This is a genomic window from Mycobacterium gordonae (genome assembly GCF_017086405.1).
Lineage (GTDB): Bacteria > Actinomycetota > Actinomycetes > Mycobacteriales > Mycobacteriaceae > Mycobacterium > Mycobacterium gordonae_D.
Genome location: NZ_CP070973.1, coordinates 6,074,596 through 6,099,766 on the forward strand (window position 1 = coordinate 6,074,596; position 25,171 = coordinate 6,099,766).

Here is a 25,171-nt window from a genome sequence, read left to right on the forward strand (position 1 = left end):
GGGGCACCACCCGCTTGCGGGGGAGAGGAGCAGCGCCCATGACTGACGGGCCGTTGATCGTGCAGTCCGACAAAACGGTGCTGCTCGAGGTCGACCACGAGCAGGCCGGCGCGGCGCGCGCCGCCATCGCACCGTTCGCCGAACTGGAACGCGCACCCGAGCACATCCACACCTATCGCATCACGCCGCTGGCCCTGTGGAACGCCCGCGCCGCCGGCCACGATGCCGAGCAGGTGGTCGACGCGCTGGTCAGCTTCTCCCGCTACGCGGTGCCCCAACCGCTGCTGGTCGACATCGTCGACACCATGGCACGGTACGGCCGCCTGCAACTGGTCAAGCACCCAGCGCACGGCTTGACGCTGGTGAGCTTCGACCGGGCCGTTCTCGAAGAAGTGCTGCGCCACAAGAAGATCGCGCCGATGCTGGGCGCCCGCATTGACGACGACACGGTCACCGTCCACCCCAGCGAGCGTGGCCGGGTCAAGCAGATGCTCCTCAAGATCGGCTGGCCGGCAGAGGATCTCGCCGGTTATGTGGACGGCGAAGCACACCCGATCAGCCTGGAACCCGACGGGTGGGAACTGCGCGACTACCAGCAGCTGGCCGCCGACTCGTTCTGGGCCGGTGGCTCGGGCGTGGTAGTGCTGCCCTGCGGTGCCGGCAAGACGCTGGTCGGCGCCGCCGCGATGGCCAAGGCCCAAGCGACGACGCTGATTCTGGTCACCAACATCGTGGCGGCCCGGCAGTGGAAACGGGAGCTGGTGGCGCGCACCTCGCTGACCGAGGACGAGATCGGCGAATACTCCGGTGAACGCAAGGAGATTCGGCCTGTCACCATCTCGACCTACCAGATGATCACCCGCCGCACCAAGGGCGAGTATCGGCACCTGGAGTTGTTCGACAGCCGTGACTGGGGGCTCATCGTCTACGACGAAGTGCACCTGCTGCCGGCACCGGTGTTCCGGATGACCGCCGATCTGCAGTCCAAGCGCCGCCTGGGCCTGACCGCCACCCTGATCCGCGAGGACGGCCGCGAGGGCGACGTGTTCTCGCTCATCGGGCCGAAGCGGTATGACGCGCCGTGGAAGGACATCGAGGCCCAGGGCTGGATCGCACCGGCCGAGTGCGTGGAAGTCCGGGTCACCATGACCGACAACGAACGGATGATCTACGCCACCGCCGAACCCGAGGAACGCTACAAGCTGTGTTCGACGGTGCACACCAAAATCGCTGTGGTCAAGTCGATTCTGAAGAATCACCCCGGCGAGCAGACGCTGGTGATCGGCGCCTACCTCGATCAGCTCGATGAATTGGGTGCCGAGCTCGGCGCCCCGGTGATCCAGGGTTCGACGAAGACCCGGGAACGCGAGGACCTGTTCGACCAGTTCCGCCGTGGCGAGATCACCACCCTGGTGGTGTCCAAGGTGGCCAACTTCTCCATCGATCTGCCGGAAGCCTCTGTCGCGGTGCAGGTTTCGGGAACATTCGGATCACGCCAGGAGGAGGCGCAACGGTTGGGCCGGTTGCTGCGGCCCAAGGCCGACGGCGGCGGCGCCATCTTCTACTCGGTGGTGGCGCGCGACAGCCTGGACGCCGAATATGCCGCACACCGACAGCGCTTCCTGGCCGAGCAGGGCTACGGATACATCATTCGCGACGCCGACGACCTGCTGGGCCCGGCGATCTAGGACCGCGAGCAGACGCAAGAGCGTCTGTTCGGCGTGGGACTAGAGGGACAGGATGGTCGCCGACGCGGTACCCGGTGCGCCGTAGACCTGGGCTAGGCCCACCCGCGGGTTGCCCGGCACCTGGCGCTCGCCGGCCTCGCCGCGCAGCTGCCGGACCAGCTCGTGCATCTGCCGGAGCCCGGAGGCACCGATGGGTTCCCCGTTGGCGATGAGACCCCCGTCGGTGTTGACCGGGATCGAGCCGTGAATCTCGGTGGCACCGTCGACAATCAGCTTCTCCTGCTCGCCGTCCGCGCACAGTCCCGTCTCGGCCATGTGGATCACCTCTGCGCCGGCGTCGGTGTCCTGCAACTGCGCCACGTCGACGTCCTCCGGTCCGATGCCGGCCGCCTCGTAGGCGGCCCTGGCGGCATACACCGTCGGGGAAGCGTCGCCGTCCAGCGGCGCGAACGTCGCGTGCACTTCGTAGGCGCCGTACCGGCGGGTGCGGATCTCGCAGGCCCGCACATACACGGGTTTGTCGGTGTACTTGTGCGCCAGGTCGGCCCGGCACATGATCACCGCCGCGGCTCCCTCGTCGGGCGCGCAGAACATGTACTGCGTGAGTGGATAGTTAAGCACCGTCGAGTTGAGGATCTCCTCCTCCGGGATGGCCTTGCGGCGGAACGCTTTCGGATTCATCGCGCCATTGCGGAAGTTCTTGGCGGCCACCTTGGCGAGCGTTGTCTGGGAGATGTTGTGGTCGTGGATGTACTTGTTGGCCTTCATGCCGAAGAACTTCGTGGTGACGAACTGCCCGTTCTGCGCATACCACTGCGGCAGCGCAAGTTTGGCGGGGTCATCGGTGAACGCGCCACGCGGGTGCTTGTCCAATCCGATCGCGATCCCGAGGTCGTACTTGCCTAACCGAATAGTGTCAGCGGTCTGTTGGATGGCGCTGGCAGCAGTGGCACAGGCATTGAAGACGTTGGTGAACGTGATGCCCGTGAGCCCGACCAAGCGGGTCACCGCGTCGGGGTTGGACACCTCGTGACTGCCGCCGAAGCCGAACTGGATGTCCTTCCACGCCACACCGGCGTCCGCCAAGGCGGACTGAATGGCCTCGGCGCCCATCTCCATGGCCGTCTTGTCGAACCTGCCGAAGGGGTGCAGGCCGACACCGATGATGGCGACATCGTTGGTCATCCGAAGACTCCTCTCGGTACGCAGCAACCCGCTCTAGACCGGCTGGAACGCGAAGGTCATGAGCTCGGCGCCGTCGTCGTCCCGGTTCAACGGCACCATCGTGAGTTCGACCTCCTGGCCGAACCGCAGCTTGGCCGGATTGTTCTCGGTGAGCCGGCCCTCGACTCGGATCACGTCGCCGAGTTGGACCAGCCCCACCCCGAATGGCACGAAGTCCTTGCCGACCGGCCCGGCATACGGCGCACCGGGCGGGAAGCCCTGAGTGGTCCACGCGATCAGCGTGCCGCGACGCGGCAGCAGCACGTCGGCCATCTCGCTGCCACTACAGCGCGGACAGTGCCGCTGCACCGGGAAAGTGGTTGCCCCGCAGCAAGCGCAGCGGCTGCCGATCAGCTGTGGGTTCTCGTCGGGCCAGGTAGTGATTTCAGGGGCCAGCGCCTTCTGCATCGAGGTCCTCCGTGAAGCACGAGAATAATGCGACTCACAAAAAGGTACAACAGTGTTCGATAAAAATGGAAATTGCATTCTCGCACGTCCCGGCGCAGAGGGATCGTTCGGCACCGCCGGAAAATGGCAGCAATTACCATTTGGCCATGTCCCTTGAGGTAGGCCAGGAGTTCGCCGGGTACACGATCCTGCGAGTGCTGGGTGCTGGCGGGATGGGCCGGGTATATCTAGCGACCCATCCGCGCCTGCCGCGCGAGGACGCGCTGAAGGTGTTGGCGCCGGAATACACGGCCGATCCCGAGTACCGGACCAGGTTCGCCCGCGAAGCCGACCTGGCGGCAGGCTTGTCACATCCCCACATCGTGCGGATCTATGACCGTGGCGAGAACGACGGCCAGTTGTGGATCTCGATGGACTACGTCGCCGGCACCGACGCCTCCCACCTGCTGAACGAGCGCTATCAGCGGGGTATGCCGATCGACGAAGTCATCGCCATCATCTCCGCCGTCGCCTCGGCGCTGGACTACGCCCATCATCGTGGACTGCTGCACCGCGACGTCAAACCCGCCAACATCCTGCTCACCGACCCCGACGGCGGGCAGGCCCGCCGAATCTATCTGGCCGACTTCGGCATCGCGCGCCGAATCGATGACGCGACGGCCATCACAGCCGTCAACGTGGCGGTGGGCACGGTCGCCTACGCCGCGCCCGAGCAGCTCAAGGGCGAGCCCGTCGACGGGCGCACCGACCAATATGCGCTGGCGTGCACGGCTTACCACCTGCTCACCGGTGCTCCGCCCTTCACCGACAGCAGTCCTACGGTGGTGATCACCCAGCAGATCAGTTCGCCACCGCCCTCGATCGGCACCCGCCGCCCCGAGTTGGGCGCGCTGGACCCGGTATTCGCCATCGCGATGTCCAAGGACCCCAACGGCCGCTACGCCAGCTGCAGCGACTTCGCCCTGGAACTGACCAAGCACCTTGCGCCGTACGACTACGACACTCCGATCAACCTGCACGCCCGGCAGACCCAGCCCTCGATCTCCCTACTCAGCCAGACCGACCCGGAACCGAGAGGCTGGGCACGGCGCCCGGCTGTGTTGTTCAGCATCCTGGTGGCCGTCGCGTTGCTGATCGTCGGCGGTGTCTTCGCCGGCAGCAAACTCACCCATTCCGGTAAGCACACCGCCCCACCGCTGGGCTCGCCGACAGCGGCTCCGCCGCCCACGCCGGCAGCGGCGCAGGGCCCGTTCACCGGCAATTACCGCGCCGACTTCGGTGCGGTCACCGACTTGGACGGCAAACCGGTTCCCGATGCGCGCCCCAGCACGGGAACCTACGGGGTGCGCTCGGTGTGCGGAGGCGCCGGGTGTGTGGCAACGGCATCACGCCTGAAGGGCGACGCGGCATTCGCCTCGACCATGGTGTTCGACGAGCTGGCCGGCAACTGGGTGGCAGTGGCCCTGTCCACCCACCCGTGCCGTGACAACACCAGCGAGATCTGGGAGGTGTTCACGCTACAGGCCCGGCCCGACGGAACCCTCACCGGCGAGCAGACCCGTACGGCCCGCAACAATTGCCAGGAGAAACGGACGGTGACATTCACCCGCACCGGCGACGCCGCGCCCGGGCTTCCCGACCCGGCCACCCTGCCGCCGCGGGTCGTCTCGGTGGCCGAGGCGTTCCACGGCCGCTACCAACTGACACGGACTTTTGCGGGCGGGAACCCGCAGCAGTTGGGCGAGTCGGCGATCGCCACCAATTGCCTACGCACCGGCGATCGGTGCATGAGCTACTTTCACAATAAGTCCGGTGACGTCCCGCTGATCTTCGCCGGTGGCGGCTGGACGTGGGACGACCTGAGCACCGGCACATGTCCGGACGGCAACCCGGCGACGCTGCGGGCCAGCGCAACTTTCCCGCTGCCACAACCGGTGCCGGAAACGTTGATGTCGCTGGCCGGTCACGGCCACTGGACTCAGACGGGAACCTGCGCGGTCAACGTGGACTTCGACGAGATATTCACGCGCACAGGCGATTAGCATCGTGTCACTGCGCGCCGGCCAGGAGTTCGCCGGATACCAGATCTTGCGTGTGCTCGGTGCCGGTGGCATGGGCACGGTGTATCTGGCGACGCATCCGCGGCTACCGCGTGAGGACGCGCTGAAGGTGCTGCCCGCGGAATTCACCAACGACGCGGAGTACCGGGCGCGGTTCGCTCGTGAGGCCGACCTGGCCGCGGGCTTGTCCCATCCGCACATCGTGGGGGTCCAGGACCGCGGTGAACACGACGGCCAGTTCTGGATATCGATGGATTACGTGGCCGGCACCGACGCCTCCCGGAGGCTGGACGAGCGCTACGCGACGGGCATGCCGGTCGAAGAGGTACTCGACATTGTCACCGCGGTCGCGTCGGCGCTCGACTACGCCCACGACCGCGGCCTGTTGCACCGCGACGTCAAGCCGGCGAACATCCTGCTGGCCGACCCCGACGGCCAGAACGGGCGAATCTATCTGGCCGATTTCGGCATCGCGCGACGCATTGACGATTCGGCGGGGCTGACCGAGACCAACGTGGCCGTCGGCACCGTGGCCTACGCCGCCCCCGAGCAACTCAAAGGTGATCCGGTCGACGGACGCGCCGATCAATATGCGTTGGCATGCACCGCTTTTCACCTTCTGACCGGCGCGCCCCCCTACCCGGACGCCAACCTCGCGGTCGTTATCACCCACCACCTGTACGCCCCACCCCCGTCGCTGGGGGCCCAGCGTGCCGAGCTGCTCGGGCTCGATCCGGTGTTCGCGCGGGCCATGGCCAAACAACCGTCAGACCGGTTCACCACCTGCAGCGAGTTCGCCGCCGCGCTGCGCGGCCACCTGGCGTCCGGCTCTCAGATCACCGCGCCCTACCCCGTCGTCACCGCGCCCCTCGTCCGCCCGCGCCGGAAACGACCAGGTGTCCTGATCGCCGCCGCCGTGGGTATGGTGGCCCTGGTCGCCGGGGGCATCTTCGCGGTCAAATTCGCACCTGAGCCGGTCACCACCACAGCACCGGCCACATCATCGGCGCCGACGTCTGCCACACCGGTCGGCACGCCGTCCAGCACCTCTTCTCTGCCACCAACCCCCGGACCGTTGGACGGCCGATATCAAGCGGATTTCGGCGCCGCAACCGATCTCGACGGCAACGGCGGCGGACCGGGACCGGCCACGGGTAGCTACGGGCTGCGCTCGGCGTGCAGAAGCACCGCATGCGTCGCGACGGCGGCTTACCTGGGCGGCGGCAGCGGGTTCGCCACGCCCTTGGTGTTCGACGAGATCGGCGGACGCTGGCTGGCAGTGGCCGTCATCACCGATCAGTGCCGCTCCGCGCCGTCCGAATTCTGGCAGGTGTTCACCCTGGAGCTGGGTCCCGACGGCAAGCTCACCGGCGAGTTCAGCCGGACCAGCGCGAGCAACTGCCGGGACAAGAGGCCGGTAACCTTCACCCGCACAGGCGATCTCGATGTTGACACCGTCGCCGATCCGGCCACCGTGGCACCGCGGGTGGTGTCCCCGGCCGAAGCGTTGCACGGCCAGTATCGTGTGCTGCGCACCTTCGCCGCCCCCATCCCCCCGCAGCCAGGAGATTCCGCCGTCACCACCGCATGCCTGCGCACCGGCGAGCGGTGTATGAGCTACTTCCACGGACCCTCGGGCGACTCTCCGCTGTTGTTCGCCAACGGCGCCTGGGCCCTGGCCGCGAACACCGATTACCAGTGCCCAGCGGGTGGCACAACGCATTTCAGCGTTATCGCGGAGTTCCCGCTACCACAACCGCCGCAGGATCCGATCTCGGTACTCAGCGGACACGGACACCAGGAGCAGACCGGGGCGTGCGCGATCAACACCACCTTCGACGAAACCTTCACCCGCACCGGCGATTAACTCAGCGCTGGGATCACTTCCCGCTCGAACAACTCGATGCCGGAGCGGTCGAAGGCGGCCTCCGGGAAATAGCAGATCGCGTACTCGCAGCCGAGATCACGGACCCTACCGAGCCCCTCGATCACCTGCTCCGTGGTGCCCATCGCCGAATCCGGCATGCCGCCGACCATCGAATCCGCCACCGCGTCCGGGACATAACCGGCCAAGCGGTCGCGCACCCGCTGCTTGCGGTCGGCGACGTCGGCTTCGGAGGTGCCCACCACGGCGGTGAAGTTGGCCGATCGCACGATCGCGTCGAAGTCGGTGCCCAGCTTGCGGCAGTGTTCGGCGAGCACCGCGGACTTGTGGGCGAATGCTTCGAGGTCGGGGGTGAAGTTGGTGTACTGCGCATAGGCGGCGGCGATGCGTAACGTCACCTTCTCGCCCCCGCCGGCAATCCACAACGGAATACCATTTCTCTGCAACGGCTTCGGAGCCACGATCGCGTCGTCTACCTGATACTGCTTGCCGTCGAAGCTAACTCGCCCGTCCCGCCAGGCATCGCGCATGATCTGCACGCCCTCGTCCAGGCGCGCCAGCCGCACCCCGGCTGATGGGAATCCGTAACCGTAGGCCCGCCATTCGTGCTCGTACCAGCCGCCCCCGATGCCCATCTGGATGCGGCCGCCGGAAATGATATCGACGGTGGCCGCGACTTTGGCAAGATACACCGGGTTGCGATAACTCATCGCGGTGCACATCTGGCCCAGCTTGATTCGCGATGTGACGGCGGCGTAGGCCGACATCAGCGACCACGCCTCGTGGGTCGCTTCGTCGCTGGGCAGCGGCACGGTGTGGAAGTGGTCATAGACCCACAGCGAATCCCACGCGCCGCCGTCGGCATAGGTCGCCAGATCGCGCAGCACCGCCCAGTGCCGCTCGGGTTCGATGCCGACGAGATCCATCCGCCAGCCTTGCGGGATGAAGAGACCGAAGCGCATAGCCAGGACTCTACTTGGGCGAGCAGACACAAAATCGCCCATTTCGCTAGGCGAAAGGGCGACTTTGTGTCTGGTCGGCAGCCTCTAAGTGAGTGAGTCCGGCGGCAGGAACCGGTCGCCGTACTTCTCGGCCAGCTCGCGGGCACGGGCCACAAAGGCTTCCTTCCCGCGGCCGAGCGGACCCTCGTAACCGACGATGTACTGCGCGCTGCCACCGGTCCACGGCGGGAACCCGATGCCCATGATCGACCCGATGTTCGCGTCGGCCGTGGTCATCAGCACGTTCTCGTCGAGGCACTTCTGGGTTTCCAGCGCCTCGGCGAACAGCATCCGGTCGATCATGTCCTGCAGCGGCGGCTCCGAGGTACCCGACTTGAACGCCTCCCGCAGGCCCGTCCACAACCCCGAACGCTTGCCCTCGGGGTACTCATAGAAGCCGGCACCCTTGAGCCGCCCGGACCGGCCGAGCTCAATCATCTTCTCCACCACGGCTTCCGCCGGGTGCGGCTCGTAGGTGCCGCCGGCGTCCTCGACGCCCTTGCGGGTGGCGACGGCGATTTTGTGCATCAGCTCCAGGTTGAGCTCGTCGGAGAGCTGCAGCGGCGGAGCCGGGTAGCCGGCCTGCGATCCGGCCTGCTCGATGCTGGCCGGCTCGACACCCTCGCCCAGCATCGCCAGCGCCTCGTTGACGAAGGTGCCGATGACCCGGGAGGTGAAGAAGCCGCGACTGTCGTTGACGACGATCGGAGTCTTGCCGATGGCAAGTGTGTAGTCGAACACCCGGGCCAGTGCCTCGTCAGAAGTCTTCTCACCCTTGATGATTTCGACCAGCGGCATCTTGTCGACCGGCGAGAAGAAGTGAATCCCGATGAAGTCTTCCTGCCGCTTGACGCCGGTCGCCAGGCCGGTGATCGGCAGCGTCGAGGTGTTGGAACCTAACAGCGCGTTGGGCTCGACGATGTCTTCGATCTCCTGGAACACCTTGTGCTTGAGGTCCTGACTCTCGAACACCGCCTCGATCACGAAGTCGACGCCCTTGAAGTCGGCGGGGTCGGCGGTCGGCGTGATCCGCGCCAGCAGGGCCTCGCTCTTCTCCTGCGTGGTGCGGCCCCGTTCGAGCGCCTTGGCTTCCAGCTTCTGCGAGTAGCTCTTGCCCTTTTCCGCGGCTTCGATGCTGACGTCCTTGAGCACCACGTCGTAGCCGGCCTTGGCCGAGACGTAGGCGATGCCCGCACCCATCATGCCGGCCCCGAGCACACCGATCTTGTTGATCTTGACCGGCTCGATGCCGTCCGGCCGAGACTTGCCGGCGTTGATGGCCTGCAGGTCGAAGAAGAACGCCTGGATCATGTTCTTGGAGACCTGGCCGGTGACCAGCGTGGTGAAGTACCGGCTCTCGATGCGGCTGGCGGTGTCGAAGTCCACCTGCGCGCCCTCGACAGCGGCGGACAGGATGGCCTTCGGCGCCGGCATCGGCGCACCCTTGATCTGCTTACGCAGCAACGCCGGGAACGACGGCAGGATGGACGCCAGCGACGGCGACGACGGAGTGCCGCCGGGCATCTTGTAGCCCTTCTTGTCCCAGGGCTGTTCGTGGCTGTCCGGGTTGGCCTTGATCCACGCCTTGGCGGCCGGCACCAGTTCCTCGACCGTCGGCAGCAACTCGTCGATCAGGCCGAGTTCCTTGGCCTTGGCCGGCTTGAACCGAGTTCCCTGCGACAGGATGTTGACGAAGGCGTTCTGGATGCCGAACATCCGCACCGAGCGGGTGACTCCGCCGGCACCGGGCAGCAGGCCCAACGTCGCCTCGGGAAAGCCGAACTGCGATCCCTTCACATCGGCCGCGATGCGGTGATGACAGGCCAGCGCGATCTCCAAGCCGCCGCCCAGTGCCGCGCCGTTGAGTGCCGCCACCACAGGCTTGCCCAGGGTCTCGAGCGTACGCAGCTGCTTCTTGACGTTCTCCACCAGATCGAAAGCCTCACCGGCGTTCTCCGGCCCGATCTTGATCATGCTCTTGACGTCACCGCCGGCGAAGAACGTCTTCTTTGCGCTGGTGATCACCACGCCGGTAATCGAATCCTTCTCGGCGACAAGGCGATCCACTGCCTTGCCCATCGACTCGATGTAGCCCTCGTTCATGACGTTGGCCGAGCCCGACGGGTCGTCCAGGGTCAGCGTGACGATGCCATCGGCATCCTTGTCCCACTGAATTGTGTTGTCGGACATGTACTTAAACCCTCTCGATGATCGTCGCGACACCCATGCCGCCGCCAATACAAAGCGTTACCAAGGCGCGCCGGGCATTGCGGCGCTCCAGCTCGTCGACCATGGTGCCCAGGATCATGGCGCCGGTGGCGCCCAGCGGGTGGCCCATGGCGATCGCGCCACCGTTGACGTTGAGCTTCTCGTCCGGAATGTTGAGATCCTTCTGGAACTTCAGCACCACCGAGGCGAACGCCTCGTTCAGCTCGAACAGGTCGATGTCGTCGACCGTGAGACCGGCCCGGTCGAGCACCTTCAAGGTGGCCGGCGTGGGGCCAGTGAGCATGATCACCGGGTCCGCTCCGCTGGTCGCGGTGGCGACGATGCGGGCGCGCGGAGTAGCGTTGATGGCCGCCCCGGCCTTCTCGCTACCGATCATGACCAGCGCGGCGCCGTCGACGATGCCCGAGCTATTGCCGCCGGTGTGCACGTGGTTGATCTTCTCCACCCAGTGGTACTTCTGCAGAGCCACGTCATCGAAGCCACCCATGGCCGCCAGGGCCTCGAAGGCCGGCTTGAGCTTGCCCAGGCCTTCCTTGGTGGTATCGGGCCGCATGTGCTCGTCGTGGTCGAGGATCAGCAGACCGTTCTGGTCGCGGACCGGCACCACGGACTTGGCGAAGTAGCCCCCCGACCACGCTTCGGCCGCTTTCTCCTGGCTGCGCAGCGCGTAGTTGTCCACGTCGTCACGGGAGAAGCCCTCGGTGGTGGCGATCAGGTCGGCGCCGATGCCCTGCGGAACGAACATCACGTCGTAGTTGGTCGCCGGGTCCAGGCCCATGGCGCCGCCGTCGGATCCCATCGGCACGCGGCTCATGGACTCCACACCACCGGCCAGCACCAGGTCGTCCCAGCCCGAGCGCACCTTCTGCGCTGCGGTGTTGACGGCTTCGAGGCCCGATGCGCAGAACCGGTTGAGCTGGACGCCACCCGAGGTCACGGGCATGCCCGAGGCCAGGACCGCGGCGCGGGCGATGTCACCGCCCTGGTCGCCCACGGGCGAAACGCACCCCAGGATGACGTCGCTGATCAGGTTCTCGTCGAGGTCGGGGTTGCGCCTGCGCAGCTCCTCGATGAGGCCCACGACCAGGCTCAGTGGCTTGACTTCGTTGAGCGCGCCGTTGCGTTGCTTGCCGCGCGGCGTGCGGATGGCCTCATAGATGAAGGCTTCTTCGGACATGTCGGTTTCCTGTTCCAAAAAGGGGGGTTTGGATCCGTCTTCAAGACTAGGTCCAGCAGGGGAACACTAACAGGGCCCTCGGCCAACCTGTTGGTTGGGCGGCAGCTGGCAGGTCAGGGCTTGTGTGCCCGGTGACCACGCGGCCGCGAACGGCAAGCGGGCGGCACGTTCGGCCCCGAACGTGAAGCCGGCTTCACGTTCGACGCCCTGACAGCGCGCCCTAAGCTCGATCACCATGACGGTCACGCGGCTGCAGCCCTACGCGACCACGGTGTTCGCCGAGATGTCAGCGTTGGCGGCGCGGGTCGGCGCGGTGAACCTGGGCCAGGGCTTTCCCGACGAGGACGGCCCCCCGGAAATGCTCCTGGCCGCGCAGGACGCCATCGCCGCCGGCGTCAACCAGTATCCACCCGGCCTGGGCATCCCACCGCTGAGGCAGGCCATCGCCGCCCAGCGCCGCCGGCGTTTCGCCATCGACTACGACCCCGACACCGAGGTGCTGGTCACCGTAGGCGCCACCGAGGCCATCGCCGGCGCCGTGCTGGGCCTGGTCGAACCCGGCTCGGAAGTGCTGTTGATCGAACCGTTCTACGACTCCTATTCCCCGGTGGTGGCGATGGCCGGGGCGCACCGGGTCGCGGTGCCACTGGTTGCCGACGGCCGTGGTTTCGCGCTCGACGCCGACGCGCTGCGGCGCGCGGTCACACCCCGGACCAGGGCCCTGATCGTCAACTCGCCGCACAATCCCACCGGCGCCGTCTTGAGCCGGCCCGAATTGCAGGCCATCGCCGAGGTCGCGGTCGCCGCCGACCTACTGGTGATCACCGACGAGGTCTACGAGCACCTCGTCTACGACGATCACACCCACATCCCGCTCGTCGGCTTCGACGGCATGGCGCAACGCACCGTCACCATCTCCAGCGCGGCCAAGATGTTCAACTGCACCGGCTGGAAGATCGGCTGGGCGTGCGGACCCGCGAACCTGATCGCCGGTGTGCGCGCGGCCAAGCAGTACCTGAGCTATGTGGGCGGGGCACCGTTCCAGCCCGCGGTGGCGCTGGCGCTGGACACCCAGGACCACTGGGTGTCAGCCCTGCGCGATTCGCTGCAGGCCCGCCGGGACTGGCTCGCGCAAGGGCTCACGGACATCGGCTTCGGCGTCCACGACAGCTACGGCACCTACTTTCTGTGCGCCGACCCGCGCCCGCTGGGATACGACGACAGCTCGGCGTTCTGCGCGGCGCTACCGGAGAAAGTCGGTGTGGCGGCGATTCCGATGTCGGCCTTCTGCGATCCGGCGGCCAAGCATGCCGACCTGTGGAATCACTTGGTGCGCTTCACGTTCTGCAAGCGAGAGGACACCCTGGACGAGGCGATCAGGCGACTGACCGCGCTGCGCAACCAACCAGGGTCCTAGCCTTCCAGGACGCGCTTGCGCAGCCCCTCCAGTGCGGAATGCAAGATTTTCTTGCGGGCCCGGCTGACCAGGAACTCAGGCAACGGTGCCGACGGTTCGACGGTGATCATGAACCGCACCCGAGTCTGATCTGCGCCCTCACGAATCAGGTTGTATTCGCCGTGCTGGGCATGTTGCTGGATGGTCTTCCTCGCGTCCCACACCATCCAGTCCGGCCCCCAGTGATACTCGAGCAACTCGGTGTCGACGATGCCGACCACCTTGATCGTGACCTTGACGTGGTGCGGACGACCATCGGGATGGGTGTCGACGACCTCCACCCGCTTATGTACCGACGACCAGGACGGCACGGCTTCCATGTCGGCCAGCGCATCCATGATCACGTCAGGCTGCGCGTCGATAACGACTTCAGACGATGCTTGTATGGCCACTGTTGTTCAAACTAGCAATCGTCCACCGGTCCGCACCGTCAGTCGGCGTCGCGAGTCGAGTTATCGCCCAGCACCCGTTTCTGCAGACCCTTGGCCGCGGCATCCAGGATCTGTTCGCTCGCTCGCCGGATGATGAATCCGGGAATGGGGCCCGACGGTTCGACGGTGACGTCGAACCGCACCCGCGTCTTGTCCAGACCCACCGGGGTCAGGTTGTATTCGACGTGTTGGCCGTGCTGCTGGAACGTCTTGTCCGCGTCCCAACAGGCCCAGTCCGGGCCCCAGTGGTATTCGAGAATCTCCTTGTCGACCAGGCCGAGAATCTTGACCGTCGCCCGCACGTGGTGGGGCCGGCCGTCGGGGTAATAGTCGATCACTTCGACGCTTTTGTGCAGCGGGGACCAAGACGTCAGCATGCTGACGTCTGCCAGCGCCTCCATGATCACTTCCTGGGGCGCATCAATGACGACTTCTCGCGATGCTTTTACGGCCACCGAGTTCAAGCTAGCAATGCCGCCGCGAACCTGGATACGGTTCACGCAAATACCTTGTTACCAGCCTATTTCCGTGAGTGTCGTGGTCTGCGCCGGCGGTCGCCCCACCGGTGGGGCCGGTGTCCGGGAGAACCGGGGAGCCGGCGCGGCCTGCTCCACGCCGTGTGCGGTGATGATGGTCGATCGACCGGTCAGATGACTGTCCCGGGCAGCTTCGGCCCAGCTCAGCACCGGTGTCACGCAGGCATCGGTGCCGGCGAACACCGCGGTCCACTCGTCGCGGGTGCGGCTGGCGAACTTCTCGGTGAACAACTCGCGCATGCGAGCAAAGGAGCCGGCGTCGAGTTGGGTGGGCACCTGCTCGGCCGACAAACCCAGGCCGGCCAGCAGCGCCGCGAAGAACTGGGGCTCGATCGCGCCCACGGCCATGTACTTACCGTCGGAGGTCGCGTAACAGCGGTAGAAGGGTGCGCCGCCGTCGAGCAGGAATGATTCACGCTCATCGCGCAGCGCGCCGGTCGACTTCATCGTCCACATCATCTGGGCGAGCACGCTGACCCCGTCCACCATGGCGGCATCGATGACCTGTCCGAGGCCCGATCGCTCCCGCTCATACAGCGCCGTCACAATCCCCAAAAGCACCAGCATCGAACCGCCGCCGAAGTCCGCCACCAGATTCAGTGGCGGCATCGGCGGCCGGTCGCGGTAGCCCAGCGCCGACATGGCGCCGGTCTGGGACAGGTAATTGATGTCGTGACCGGCCGACGACGCCAGCGGCCCGTCCTGGCCCCACCCGGTGATGCGCGCAAAGATCAGCCGGGGATTGCGGGCCGCACACTCGTTGGGACCGATGCCCAGGCGCTCACAGGTGCCGGGCCGGAAGCAGTCCAGCAGCACATCGGCCTTGGCCGCCAACTCCAGCAGCGCACCGGGCTGCGCCTTGACATCGAGGTCGACGATCCGCTTCCCCCGGTGCAGCAGATCCCGGTCTTCGGCGGGCATCTGCAAACCGCCGGGCCGGCGCACGCGCACCACGTCGGCGCCCATATCGGCGAGCACCATCCCGGCGTGCGGCCCCGGCCCGATGCCACCGAGTTCGATGACCTTGACACCGGCCAGTGGCCCCCCGGCAACCACTGTCGGCTACTTCCCTTTCTTCACCTTCAGCACCCGCTCGCGCAGATCCTTCGTCGCCGAATCGATCGTCCCTTTGACGGCCCGCTTGAGCACGAACCCGGGCAGCGGCACATTCGGGTCCGCGAGCAGGTCGAACTTGACCAGCGTGGAGTCCCCCTTGGGAACCAGCACGTACTTGCCGTCTTGAGCCTTCTGCTGGGCCGAGCTGACCAGCTCCCAGCTCACCTGGTTGTCGCCCCACGTGTAGGCCACCACTTGCTCGTCGGTGATCCCGGCGACCTTCACCTTCATCTTGACCTTGCTGGGCCGCCCGTCGGTTCCCGTCTCGAGAACCTCCGCGCTCTGATGCGGTTCGGACCACTCGGGCATCGCCTCAAAATCGGCGATGACATCCAGGATCTCCTCGGGACTGGCTTCGATGACGATCTCGCGGGATTCTTTGATTGCCATGGCCCGCACGATATCGCGGGCAGCGCCCCGGCGGGAATAGGCTTTTTCGAGGGGTACGGTCGTTTTCGTGACTGATCCCGCTTACACGGTCGGTGATTATCTTCTCGACCGCCTTGCCGAGCTCGGCATCTCGGAGATCTTCGGCGTTCCGGGCGACTACAACCTCGCATTCCTCGACCACATCGTGGCACACCCGAGGCTGCGGTGGGTCGGCAACGCCAACGAGCTCAACGCCGGCTACGCCGCCGACGGTTACGGGCGGCTTCGCGGAATATCAGCTGTCGTAACCACTTTCGGCGTGGGTGAGCTCTCGCTGGCCAACGCCATCGCGGGCAGCTACGCCGAACACGTGCCCGTTGTGCACATTGTCGGTGGTCCGTCGAAGGACGCCCAGGCCACCCGCCGGGCACTGCACCACTCGCTCGGCGACGGCGACTTCGAGCACTTCTTCCGCATCAGCCGCGAAATCACCTGCGCTCAAACCAATCTCATGCCGGCAACGGCCTGTCGGGAGATCGACCGAGTGCTGTGCGAAGTCCGCGAACAGAAGCGTCCCGGCTACATCCTGATGTCCACCGATGTGGCGCGCTTCCCCACCGAACCCCCGGCCAACCCCTTGCCGAGCAATTGCGCCGGCACCAGTCCCCGCGCACTGGCCATGTTCACCGAAGCCGCCGCCAAACTGATCGGCGACCATCAATTGACCGTGCTCGCCGACCTGTTGGTGCACCGCCTGCAGGCCGTCGACGAACTCGAATCCCTGCTGAATGCAGACGTGGTGCCGCATGCCACCCTGATGTGGGGAAAGAGCCTGCTGGACGAGAGCTCACCCAACTTCATGGGCATCTACGCGGGAACGGCCAGCACCGAACGGGTCCGCACCGCCATCGAGCAGGCACCCGTGCTGGTGACGGCGGGGGTGGTGTTCACCGACATGGTCAGCGGCTTCTTCAGCCAACGAATCGACCCGACGCGCACGATTGACATCGGCCAGTACCAGAGCAGCGTGGCCGACGAGGTGTTCGCGCCGCTGGAGATGGCCGCCGCGCTCACCGCGCTGACGGCTATCCTCACCGAACGCGGAGTCAAGTCGCCGCCCGTCCCGGCACCCGTAGCCCCGCCACCGGTGCCCACGCCGCCGCGCGACGAGCCGCTGACGCAATCGATGGTGTGGGACCGGCTGTGCGCGGCACTCACTCCCGGCAACGTGGTGTTGGCCGACCAGGGCACCTCGTTCTACGGGATGGCCGACCATGTGCTGCCGCAGGGCGTCACCTTCATCGGCCAACCCCTTTGGGGCTCAATCGGTTACACGCTGCCGGCGGCCTTCGGCGCAGCGGTGGGGCGCCCGGAGCGCCGGACTGTGCTGTTGATCGGCGACGGCGCAGCGCAGTTGACCGTGCAGGAACTCGGGTCGTTCTGCCGTGAGGGACTGTCGCCCGTGATCGTGGTGGTCAATAACGACGGTTACACCGTCGAGCGCGCGATTCACGGCGAGACCGCCCCCTATAACGACATCGTCGGTTGGAACTGGACGCAGGTCCCCGGCACGTTGGGGGTGGCCAATCACCTGGCGTTCCGGGCGCACACCTACGGCGAACTCGACGACGCCCTCACCGCGGCCGCCGATCACAAGGACCGCATGGTCTTCGTCGAGGTGGTGTTGCCACGGCTCGAAATCCCGCCGTTGCTTGCCCAACTGGTCGGGAACATGCACCCCACGCCCCGCTCATAGCCGGGGCGCGCCTTCGATCTGCTCGAAGATCTTCGAGAACTGGAACGGCGTCTGCACGATCCCGCTGCCGTCGACGGCATCGATCGCGCCCAACGTGCCGGACACGTCGCGGGGCAACTCCCACATGGACAACTCGCCGATGTGGTTCTGCACGGCGAACGTGGTCAGCTGCTGCGCGTCGGCCAGGGTGAAGATCTCCAGTGGGTCATCGTTGATGCCGATCAGCGGCGTCACCGCAAGCATCGACCACGCCTGCTGACTCGACATCGTCGGGTACAGCGTCAGCAACTGGCCGTGGGTGGCCGTCGCGGCGTCGATCGCGTACTGGCCCATACCCGGGTTACCAGGCTGATCGTAGGCGGGACCGTAGTTCATGGCCATGATGTTGACCTGCGAGATGTTCACACCGTTGGCGACCGCGGTCTGCAGAACGCTCAACCCACCGCCCTGGCCGGGAACCAAACCGGTCGGCAGCACCGGCAGCGTGTAGGACACAGATACCGGTGTACCCTTCGCCGCCATCTGCTGCTGCAGCAGGGCGATGGCCTTAGACTGCGTCGACATCGCCTGGGTGTTGCCCTGCAACGCACCTTCGACATCGAAGTCGAGGTCGTAGATGTGATAGGTGTTCACCACCGACGCGTACTGTTCCGCCAGCGCAGCGGGCGTCTGTCCGCCAACCGCTGACAGGTCGGTGCCGGAAGGCGCCGCCGAACGAGATGGTGCCGGTGATGCCGGCGTTGCGCATGCTGGTGAGCTGGTTGTTGACGAACGAACTCTCCGATCCGCCCGCGACGTCGTACGCCGAGTATCCACCCCAGGCCGGGTGTCCAGCGGGGTCGGCGTTGATGAAGGCGAGCGTGGCGTGCTTGACCCCGTTCTGCGCGGCGGTCGCGAAGTCGTATCCGTTGGGTCCGGGCCAGTTGGCCACCGGCGCGGTTCCGGTGTTGGTGATCTTGTAGTCGGCCACGAAGCCGCTGTCCCAGCGCGACGTCGCCGTGTAGGAGGCGGTGAGCCCATTGGCGGCGGCGGCGCCGCTTCCAGTGCCGGTCGTCGTACCCACGGTCGTGCCGGTGCCAGTGCCGGTGCCCGTCCCCGTGCCACCCGCGCTTCCCGTCCCCGTCCCGGTGCCGGTGCCCGTCCCGCCGGTAGTGCCAGTGCCCCCGGTGGTGCCAGTGCCCCCGGTAGTGCCCGTCCCGCCGGCGGTGCCCGTTCCCCCGGCGGTGCCCGTTCCCCCGGCGGTGCCCGTCCCGCCGGCGGTGCCCGTTCCGGTTCCGATTCCAGCAGCCGCGCCCGGGTCACCGACCGCATGCCCGTTCACCAGGAGGTTTGCAGGAGCCGAGTACGACCCGGAGTGCGCCCCTTGGAAGCCAACGGTGACCGAACTGCCTGGCGCAATAGTGTTGTTATAACTTTCCGGCGTCACGGTGTACTGAGTGCCCGATTGTGAAACATGTCCGTTCCACAGATTGGTTATGGATTCATTTGCTGGCAGATTGAATTGCAGCTGCCAGTTACTCAGGGGTGTCGCGTGGTGGTGATCGTGTAATTAGCAATAAACCCGTTGCCCCGTTGCGACGAGGTCGCATACGTCGCTGTCAGACTGGTGTCGGCAGTGCCGGCGGCGAGTGTCGCGGCCCCAGCAGCGGTCGTCGTGGCGGCCGTCGCCGCGCTCGTCGCCGTAGTTGCCGCGGCGCCGCCGGCCGAGGTGCTCGCCGCACTCACGGCAACCCCCGCGCTGCCATCCCCCGCCGCGCCGGACGCTGCGGCACTCGTCGTCGCCGCACCCGAAGAGATGCCGGTGGGAAACTGAGCCATCGCCGCCTGAGATGTTGGCACCTCGGGAGCCACCGCACTTAACTGCGCTTTCGCGGCGTCGGGAGACGTCGAAGCGGCTGTGGCAGCGCCACTACCGCCGGCACGGTCGGTGCGGGCATTCACTGCAGCGCCCACCTGCTGACCAACTCCTCGCAGCATGGCCGCACCGCTGGCCTCGGCCGCGGTGTAAGACCCGACAGCGGCCGCCAGCCCTTGGACCACTCGAGCCTGAAACGCCGAAGCTTCGGCGCTGAGCAGCTGATATTAGCGCGCATAGGAGTTGAACAGGCCCGCGACGGCTCCTGACACCTCATCGGCGGCGGCCGCCAGTATCCTCGCCGTGGGAACCGTCGCGGCTTTATTCACCGCATCTAGATTAGAACCGATTTCTGAGATAGAGTTTGCGGCCACCATCAGGGCTTCTGGTGCTGTGCTCTGATATGACATGCCATCTTCCTTGATCACGTAATAATTACTTCTTTATAACGAACGCATCACAAGGTCAATTGCTGACGCGCAACAGCGTGTCAGCTGTTTGAGGTGTCGAGAAAATCTAAGGTTTCCGTAAGCCGGGGTCAGGGGCCTGGCGAGCCCATCCCGCGTCGACATGGAGGTGCCGTCGGTTCCGCGGCAGCATGATCCGGACCCCTCGACGTGATGATCGCCCGGACGGTACGTCGACAGCGCCCGCAATCGGCACCCGCTCCGCAGGCGGCGGCCACCTGATTCGTCGTCGCCGCTCCGGCCGCAACGGCGTCAGCCACCATCTGGCTGGTGATGCCGTTACACAGGCACACGAACATCGAGTGATCCGATCACTCCGCCTCGATCCGCATCATGTCGAAATAACGACCGACGAACAGTGGCGGGTAGGCGCCCACTCCCGCGCCGCCCCCCATCCACTGGGCGGTGGCGTCGGGATGATCGATCCACTGCCGCGCACTTTCCTCGTCGGGGAACTCTTGCAGGATCAAGACTTCATGGGAATCGTCAAAAGCCCGGAAAACCCAGGTCTTTCGGACACCGGCGGCGGTGAATCGGTCCATCGCCAGCCCGACCCGCGCGGTCAGCGTCGACACGTCGTCGACCGACGCGAATGCGGCCAACACCACACCCGGAACCTTCGGCGCGGCGGGCGCGGTGGTGATGAATCGTTCGACGATCTCACCGGCGAACACCGCCGGAATGTCCTCGACACCGGCCTCGTCGAACCAGTCGAAAAACACCCGGGAGCGCAGCAGTTCCACGATCGGCTCGCGACTGTGCACGCCGATCATGACCAGTACCCGGCCGTAATCGTGCGTCGACACATACACCAACACATGGTGGGCGCCGATGTCGGCCAGCGCCGTCTTGTTGCGTTCGAGCAGCGGCCACACCCGCGTCGGATCCGGGATCCGGTAGTCCGACGCAATCACCATCGAGTGAATGTCGCCGTCGCTCATCGCGCCCCCTACGCTGGATTGAACTGCGAAATGAGCCACTTCCCATCAGCTTTGGTCAGCGTCACCAGCACGCTGCTCGACGTCGTAGCGGGCTCCGGTCGGTCGCGGCTCTGCGTGCTCTGGTTGATGAACAGCAGCACGGTGGCCGAGTCGGGGTGGAATTCCGTGAGCGCGCCGCGCAACACCACGGCAGTCGTCTTCACCGCCTTCTGCTTGGCGGCCGGGGCGACGATCTGCTGGGTGAATTGGTCGTAGTACGAGAGGAAGTCGCCCGTCAGATGGGACCGTGCGGTGGAGAAATCGCGGTCGAGGGTGTCCGGTGAATACGAGAGGATCGCAATTGTTCCGTCGCTGGCGGCCGAGATCGCCGCCTTTGCGGCGTCGGCATCGACGGCGCGGTCCGGCCGGTAGGAGAACCAGAACAGTCCCGCCAGAGCCGAAAGCGAGCCCACCACCACCAGGATCAATAATGCGGCACCGATCTTGCCCGACCACTTGCCCGGCTTCCTCGACGACCGCTTCTTCACCCGTTCGGCGAACCCGCTGAATCGCCCGGTCCGCGACTCCTCGGATTGCTCAGCAACATCCGACTCTTGGGTGTCCTCGACGGCCGTCGCTTTCTTGGGACTCACGGAACAAACTCGACTTTCGACATCTTGAGCTGTCCGCCATCTCTTGTCATGGTCACGATCAGCCGATACTTGCGTGGATCCTGTTTGGCACCAGCGGCATTGGTGACTTCCGAGGTGCTCGCGACCAGCACCACCGCTGAATTGTCGGTCATCGAATCAAGGTCGACCGCAGTGGCCTGCACAGTGCCCTGCGACACCACCTTCGACTGTTCGACGACATTGATGAAATCGTCGGCCATCTTGAGAAAATCGTCCTTGAACGTTCCTGTGGAGACTTCGACGATGCTCTGCACTCCTTCTTTGGCATGTTCGAAGTCCAGCGACGTCAGGGTGACGACACCCTGACGTGCAGCTGCGGTGTACTCGGCCACCTGCTGACGCTCGCGGACCGCATGCCTGTGTAACACGGCCATCTCCGCGCTCGCACCCACGGCGACAAGCGATACGACGACGGCGAGCACCGCGGCAACCGACGACAGCTTCGGCCGGCGTAGCCACCGCCGGCCCGGCCCGAAGGCCACGGTTTCCCGCGAATCATCCTCGGCCGCATCCGCGACTGCCCGAGTGTCGGCACTCGCGGAGTCCTCGGCAGCTTCGGTGTCGTCCGGTTCCTCGACACCCTCGGCCCCCTCCGGCTCAGCTTCTCCAGTCGCCTCGGTGTCCGCCGACCCGCCTTCGTCGTCGCCGGGCGCGTCGCTGATGTCTTCTTCGACAGCCTTTTTCGTATCGGCGGCTTCGGCCTCGCGGCGCAGTTTGATCGCACGGGCGCGAGCGCGGGCCGCGGCGGCAAGAGCCTCAGCTTCGGCGGCCTCGGCCTCGGCCTCGTCGGCCAGTGACCGGATCTCCGCGGCGGTCTGCGGTGTGTTGCCCTTTTTCACCGGAACCAATCTCGCGTAGGCGTCGGGGAATACATGGCCCACCTCCGCTCACCGAGGTGCGAACGAGGCTGCTCGTCGCTCACATTGAACTCCTCTACCGCTTGCCCGTCGGTGATGAATCAGCTTGTTGCCGCCGGAACGCGACCGGTGCCGCCGCTGCTCAAACCCTACTCGGCGCCGGGAAGGGCGGCGAGCAATCGGGCGGCCTGCGACCACCTGCGTCGTTAGCCCGGCGGAGAGGCAGATTATCACCTTCCACCCCACACGCTACCGGTGCCGCCGCCGGTCTCGGCCGATAAAGCACCACTATGCAGTGGGAATAGCGTTCTTAAATGCGACATATCGGCACTCGGCTTCTCATCGCAACAGGTCCTTGACCACCTTGCCGGTCGCATTGAGCGGCAGCGCCTCAAGGAACTCCACCGCCCGCGGTACCTTGAAGCCCGCCATGCGGTCACGGCACCAGTCGATCAATTCCGTTGCGCCGACCGGGCTTTTCCGAACGACGAACGCCTTGCCGACCTGTCCGAGCCGCTCGTCGGGCACACCGATGACCGCGGCTTGGGCGACGGCTGGATGGCTGATCAGATGGCCCTCGATCTCGGCCGGATAGGCGTTGAAGCCGCCGACGATGAACATGTCCTTCTTGCGGCCGACGATGCGCAGCCGCCCCGCGTCGTCGAAGTCGCCCAGGTCGCCGGTGTGCAACCAGCCTTCGGCGTCGATCGCTTCCGCGGTCGCAATAGGGTCATCCAGATAACCCTGCATGACACCGTAGCCGCGGACCAGCACCTCACCGCCCTCTCCGATGCGTACCTCGACGCCGGCGCAGGGCAGTCCCGCCGTCGTGGCCACATCTTCGAAGGAGTCACCGGGCCTGGACAAGGTGACGTTGCCGGCTTCGGTCAGGCCGTAACCGGTCATCAACGTCTGGAACGGCAACTCGCCGTGGATGCGACGAACCAGTTCGACGGGGATGTCCGCCGCCCCGGTCACACCTGCGCGCAACGTCGAGAGCCGGGATTTGTCGGCGACAGTCAGCAACGAGTGATAGAGGGTCGGCGGGCCGGGCAGCATCGTGACACGTTCGCGGTCAATGAGATCCACCACCGAATCCAGATCGAACACCGCCACCGGCAACATCGTCGCGCCGCGCAGAAACGATGTGACCAGTCCGGCCTTCAAACCGAACGTGTGGAAGTAGGGATTGATCTGCAGATAGCGGTCACCCTCCCGCAGGTCCGCCAGGGTCGCCCATTCCTCGTACATGCGCAGCGTTTGGCGGTGATTCATCATCGCGCCCTTCGGACGGCCGGTGGTGCCGGAGGTGAAGATGATGTCCGAGATGTCGCTGCCGTTGATCGGTCGTTCGAAAGGTTCACCGCTGGAAAGGAAGTCAGACTTGAGGTCGATGACGGGGACGCCCGCGGGCGCGTGGTATTCCTGCCCCAGGAAGCCTTGCTGCACCAGGACGGCCCTGACCCCGCTGCGTACGATGATGTCGCCCGCCTCGTCGGCCTTGAACCTCGTATTGACCGGTACCAGCACACCGCCGGCGGTGAGCAGCCCGAACGCGGCGACAATCCACGCTGCCGAATTGGGCGCCCAGATCGCCACCCGCTCGCCCTTTTGAATGCCTAGATCAGCGAACGCACCTGCGGCACAGCGGATCCGATTGCAGAGTTCAGTGAAGGTGTAGCGCAGCGCGCCGTCCACGACCGCTTCGGCCTCCCCGAAGCGGTCCGCCGCGCTCAAGACCATCCCAGGGATGGTCTGCCAGACCTGATTGGCCGGGTGGACCTGATTGGCCGGGTGGGCCGTCACACCGAGACAAGGCGCCCGAGGTTACCGCCCATGATCTTCGCCTGCGACTCAACGGGTAAGTGCGACAACGCATTGATGTAATAGGTCGGCTCCGCCAGCCCTTCCGGATGCGGCCAGTCCGAGCCGTAGAGCACCTGGTCCACGCCGACCAGGCTGATCAGGTCGTCGATGCCCTCCTCGAAGAAGGGGCTGACGTAGATCCGGTTCTTCACCGTTTCGACCGGGTCGCTCGGGAAAGCTTCCGGCGCTTTGCGAAAGACCTCGGCAAGACCGTCCAGCAGCGGAGTCATCCATTTCGAACCGGCCTCGACGATCGCGACCTTCAGCTTGGGGTGGCGGTAGAGCGCACCGTGAATCACCCACGAGCCCACTGCGTCCTGGATCGGCCGCCACTCGTTGAGAATGCCCATCGCGTTGGTCTGGAACGGCAGCATCTCCTGGTCGGCACCGTCCCACTCGGAGGTGTACCGGGAATAGCCGCTGTCGCTGGAGTGCATGCCGACCAGCAGGTCGTGCTCGACGACGCGTTCCCAGAACGGGTCGAATTCGGGCAGCGCGAACGACCGGGGACCGCGAAACCCGGGGACCGGCGCGGGGCGGATCAGGATGCACCGCGCCCCCCGCTTGACCACCCATTCCAGCTCCTCGATCGCCTTCTCCACGATCGGCAGGGTGATGACCGGTGTGGTGAAGATGCGGTTCTGGTAGTTGAAGCCCCAGACCTCGTCGAGCCACTGGTTGAGCGCGTGGATCAGGACGTGGATGGCGACCGGGTCGTCGCGCAGTCGCTCCTCGATCAGGCTGGCCAGCGTCGGGAACATCAGGGTGCGGTCCAACCCCAGCTCGTTCATCTTCTCCAGCCGCGGGCCGGGCTCGAAAAATGCCGGAATCGCGCGCATCGGCTCACCGAACAGCTCGCGTTTGGTCTTGCCGTCGGGGTTGCCGTACTTGAAGTACTCCTCCCAGGCACCCGGCCGGGCAACGACCTCGAAGGTCGGGTTGGGAATGTAATTGCTGATGACGCCGCGCAGCGCAATCTTGGTGCGGCCGTTGATCTGTACGTACTGGACGTAGTCCTTGTACTCCTTGGGCAGGAACTTGGTCAGCGCCTCCGGCGGTTCGTAGAGATGGTTATCCGCGTCGAACAGCGGGAACGGGACGTCCACCCGGTGCGACAACTGCCCCATGAAATCCTCCTTCGCGATTTGTGAGAATACTATTCTCTCACGCGGGCATCC

General features: G+C 65.7%; 24 protein-coding genes and 1 pseudogene. 5 read left to right on the forward strand and 20 right to left on the reverse strand.

Annotated elements, in window-relative coordinates; translation table 11 throughout:
• Window positions 1–38 precede the first annotated feature (38 nt).
• Window positions 39–1,688: a DNA repair helicase XPB gene (locus JX552_RS25960; protein ID WP_205874658.1), complete on the forward strand. Its 1,650-nt coding sequence runs from the start codon at window positions 39–41 to the stop codon at window positions 1,686–1,688.
• Window positions 1,689–1,727: 39 nt separating this feature from the next.
• Here JX552_RS25960 and JX552_RS25965 read toward each other — a convergent pair whose 3' ends face one another.
• Together JX552_RS25965 and JX552_RS25970 are read right to left on the reverse strand one after the other, a co-directional pair.
• Entirely contained in the window at window positions 1,728–2,873 is a 1,146-nt protein-coding gene (locus JX552_RS25965) for a thiolase family protein (protein WP_205874660.1), read from the reverse strand.
• Between the two features lie 33 nt (window positions 2,874–2,906).
• Entirely contained in the window at window positions 2,907–3,320 is a 414-nt protein-coding gene (locus tag JX552_RS25970; protein ID WP_205874666.1) for a Zn-ribbon domain-containing OB-fold protein, read from the reverse strand.
• A 146-nt stretch (window positions 3,321–3,466) separates the two neighbouring features.
• Between JX552_RS25970 and JX552_RS33515 the strand changes: the two genes are divergently transcribed.
• Both JX552_RS33515 and JX552_RS33520 read left to right on the forward strand, forming a co-directional pair.
• Window positions 3,467–5,362 carry a serine/threonine-protein kinase gene (locus JX552_RS33515; RefSeq protein ID WP_205874667.1) on the forward strand — a complete coding sequence of 632 codons (1,896 nt, stop codon included), beginning with the start codon at window positions 3,467–3,469 and terminating at the stop codon, window positions 5,360–5,362.
• Window positions 5,363–5,366: 4 nt separating this feature from the next.
• Window positions 5,367–7,247 carry a serine/threonine-protein kinase gene (locus JX552_RS33520; protein WP_205874668.1) on the forward strand — a complete coding sequence of 627 codons (1,881 nt, stop codon included), beginning with the start codon at window positions 5,367–5,369 and terminating at the stop codon, window positions 7,245–7,247.
• Here the strand turns inward: JX552_RS33520 and JX552_RS25985 are convergent.
• The 3 genes from JX552_RS25985 to JX552_RS25995 all read right to left on the reverse strand — a co-directional run bounded on the left by JX552_RS25985 (window position 7,244) and on the right by JX552_RS25995 (window position 11,672).
• Complete coding sequence (locus JX552_RS25985; protein WP_205874669.1) at window positions 7,244–8,227, reverse strand: LLM class F420-dependent oxidoreductase; 984 nt, start codon at window positions 8,225–8,227, stop codon at window positions 7,244–7,246. The genes JX552_RS33520 and JX552_RS25985 overlap by 4 nt on opposite strands.
• An 84-nt stretch (window positions 8,228–8,311) precedes the next feature.
• Window positions 8,312–10,456, reverse strand: coding sequence for a 3-hydroxyacyl-CoA dehydrogenase NAD-binding domain-containing protein (locus JX552_RS25990; RefSeq protein WP_205874670.1), 2,145 nt, complete (start codon window positions 10,454–10,456; stop codon window positions 8,312–8,314).
• 4 nt (window positions 10,457–10,460) lie between these two features.
• Complete coding sequence (locus JX552_RS25995; protein WP_205874671.1) at window positions 10,461–11,672, reverse strand: acetyl-CoA C-acetyltransferase; 1,212 nt, start codon at window positions 11,670–11,672, stop codon at window positions 10,461–10,463.
• A gap of 235 nt (window positions 11,673–11,907) precedes the next feature.
• Between JX552_RS25995 and JX552_RS26000 the strand changes: the two genes are divergently transcribed.
• Window positions 11,908–13,089 (forward strand): pyridoxal phosphate-dependent aminotransferase, encoded by a 1,182-nt coding sequence (locus JX552_RS26000; protein ID WP_205874673.1) that lies wholly within the window; start codon window positions 11,908–11,910, stop codon window positions 13,087–13,089.
• Here the strand turns inward: JX552_RS26000 and JX552_RS26005 are convergent.
• The 4 genes from JX552_RS26005 to JX552_RS26020 are packed head-to-tail and all read right to left on the reverse strand — an operon-like array spanning window position 13,086 to window position 15,601.
• A complete protein-coding gene (locus tag JX552_RS26005) occupies window positions 13,086–13,520 on the reverse strand; it encodes an SRPBCC family protein (protein WP_205874674.1) in 435 nt (144 codons plus the stop codon). The genes JX552_RS26000 and JX552_RS26005 overlap by 4 nt on opposite strands.
• 38 nt (window positions 13,521–13,558) lie before the next feature.
• The gene (locus tag JX552_RS26010; protein WP_205874675.1) at window positions 13,559–14,014 is read right to left on the reverse strand and encodes an SRPBCC family protein; all 456 of its coding nucleotides are present in this window, start codon (window positions 14,012–14,014) and stop codon (window positions 13,559–13,561) included.
• Between the two features lie 57 nt (window positions 14,015–14,071).
• Window positions 14,072–15,151: a CaiB/BaiF CoA transferase family protein gene (locus tag JX552_RS26015; RefSeq protein ID WP_205874676.1), complete on the reverse strand. Its 1,080-nt coding sequence runs from the start codon at window positions 15,149–15,151 to the stop codon at window positions 14,072–14,074.
• Between the two features lie 6 nt (window positions 15,152–15,157).
• On the reverse strand, window positions 15,158–15,601 hold the full coding sequence (locus JX552_RS26020; protein ID WP_205874677.1) for an SRPBCC family protein: 444 nt from the start codon (window positions 15,599–15,601) through the stop codon (window positions 15,158–15,160).
• Between the two features lie 67 nt (window positions 15,602–15,668).
• Here JX552_RS26020 and JX552_RS26025 point away from each other — a divergent pair, with 67 nt between their 5' ends.
• On the forward strand, window positions 15,669–17,336 hold the full coding sequence (locus JX552_RS26025; protein ID WP_205874678.1) for an alpha-keto acid decarboxylase family protein: 1,668 nt from the start codon (window positions 15,669–15,671) through the stop codon (window positions 17,334–17,336).
• On the opposite strand, the gene JX552_RS26030 is transcribed toward JX552_RS26025, so the two are convergent.
• The 11 genes and pseudogenes from JX552_RS26030 to JX552_RS26075 form a co-directional block, all read right to left on the reverse strand.
• Window positions 17,331–17,969: a glycoside hydrolase family 18 protein gene (locus JX552_RS26030; RefSeq protein WP_205874679.1), complete on the reverse strand. Its 639-nt coding sequence runs from the start codon at window positions 17,967–17,969 to the stop codon at window positions 17,331–17,333. The genes JX552_RS26025 and JX552_RS26030 overlap by 6 nt on opposite strands.
• Window positions 17,884–18,657 (reverse strand): cellulose binding domain-containing protein, encoded by a 774-nt coding sequence (locus JX552_RS26035; RefSeq protein WP_241010732.1) that lies wholly within the window; start codon window positions 18,655–18,657, stop codon window positions 17,884–17,886. Before JX552_RS26035 ends, JX552_RS26030 begins: the two co-directional genes overlap by 86 nt.
• 45 nt (window positions 18,658–18,702) lie before the next feature.
• Window positions 18,703–18,858 (reverse strand): annotated as a pseudogene (locus tag JX552_RS32820) (cellulose binding domain-containing protein); the annotation flags it as partial.
• On the reverse strand, window positions 18,855–19,376 hold the full coding sequence (locus JX552_RS26040) for a hypothetical protein (protein WP_205874680.1): 522 nt from the start codon (window positions 19,374–19,376) through the stop codon (window positions 18,855–18,857). The gene JX552_RS26040 and the pseudogene JX552_RS32820, both read right to left, overlap by 4 nt.
• A 42-nt stretch (window positions 19,377–19,418) precedes the next feature.
• Window positions 19,419–19,619 (reverse strand): PE family protein, encoded by a 201-nt coding sequence (locus JX552_RS26045; protein ID WP_205874681.1) that lies wholly within the window; start codon window positions 19,617–19,619, stop codon window positions 19,419–19,421.
• A gap of 110 nt (window positions 19,620–19,729) precedes the next feature.
• Complete coding sequence (locus JX552_RS26050) at window positions 19,730–19,957, reverse strand: (2Fe-2S)-binding protein (protein WP_205874682.1); 228 nt, start codon at window positions 19,955–19,957, stop codon at window positions 19,730–19,732.
• A 12-nt stretch (window positions 19,958–19,969) separates the two neighbouring features.
• Window positions 19,970–20,599: a fatty-acid--CoA ligase gene (locus tag JX552_RS26055; protein WP_205874683.1), complete on the reverse strand. Its 630-nt coding sequence runs from the start codon at window positions 20,597–20,599 to the stop codon at window positions 19,970–19,972.
• An 8-nt stretch (window positions 20,600–20,607) separates the two neighbouring features.
• The gene (locus JX552_RS26060) at window positions 20,608–21,231 is read right to left on the reverse strand and encodes a twin-arginine translocation pathway signal (protein WP_346779290.1); all 624 of its coding nucleotides are present in this window, start codon (window positions 21,229–21,231) and stop codon (window positions 20,608–20,610) included.
• Window positions 21,228–22,109, reverse strand: coding sequence for a hypothetical protein (locus JX552_RS26065; protein ID WP_205878692.1), 882 nt, complete (start codon window positions 22,107–22,109; stop codon window positions 21,228–21,230). The genes JX552_RS26060 and JX552_RS26065 overlap by 4 nt, the downstream gene beginning before the upstream one ends.
• 357 nt (window positions 22,110–22,466) lie before the next feature.
• Window positions 22,467–23,933 (reverse strand): FadD3 family acyl-CoA ligase, encoded by a 1,467-nt coding sequence (locus JX552_RS26070; RefSeq protein ID WP_277396011.1) that lies wholly within the window; start codon window positions 23,931–23,933, stop codon window positions 22,467–22,469.
• The gene (locus tag JX552_RS26075) at window positions 23,930–25,120 is read right to left on the reverse strand and encodes an amidohydrolase family protein (protein ID WP_205874684.1); all 1,191 of its coding nucleotides are present in this window, start codon (window positions 25,118–25,120) and stop codon (window positions 23,930–23,932) included. The genes JX552_RS26070 and JX552_RS26075 overlap by 4 nt, the downstream gene beginning before the upstream one ends.
• Window positions 25,121–25,171: the final 51 nt, after the last annotated feature.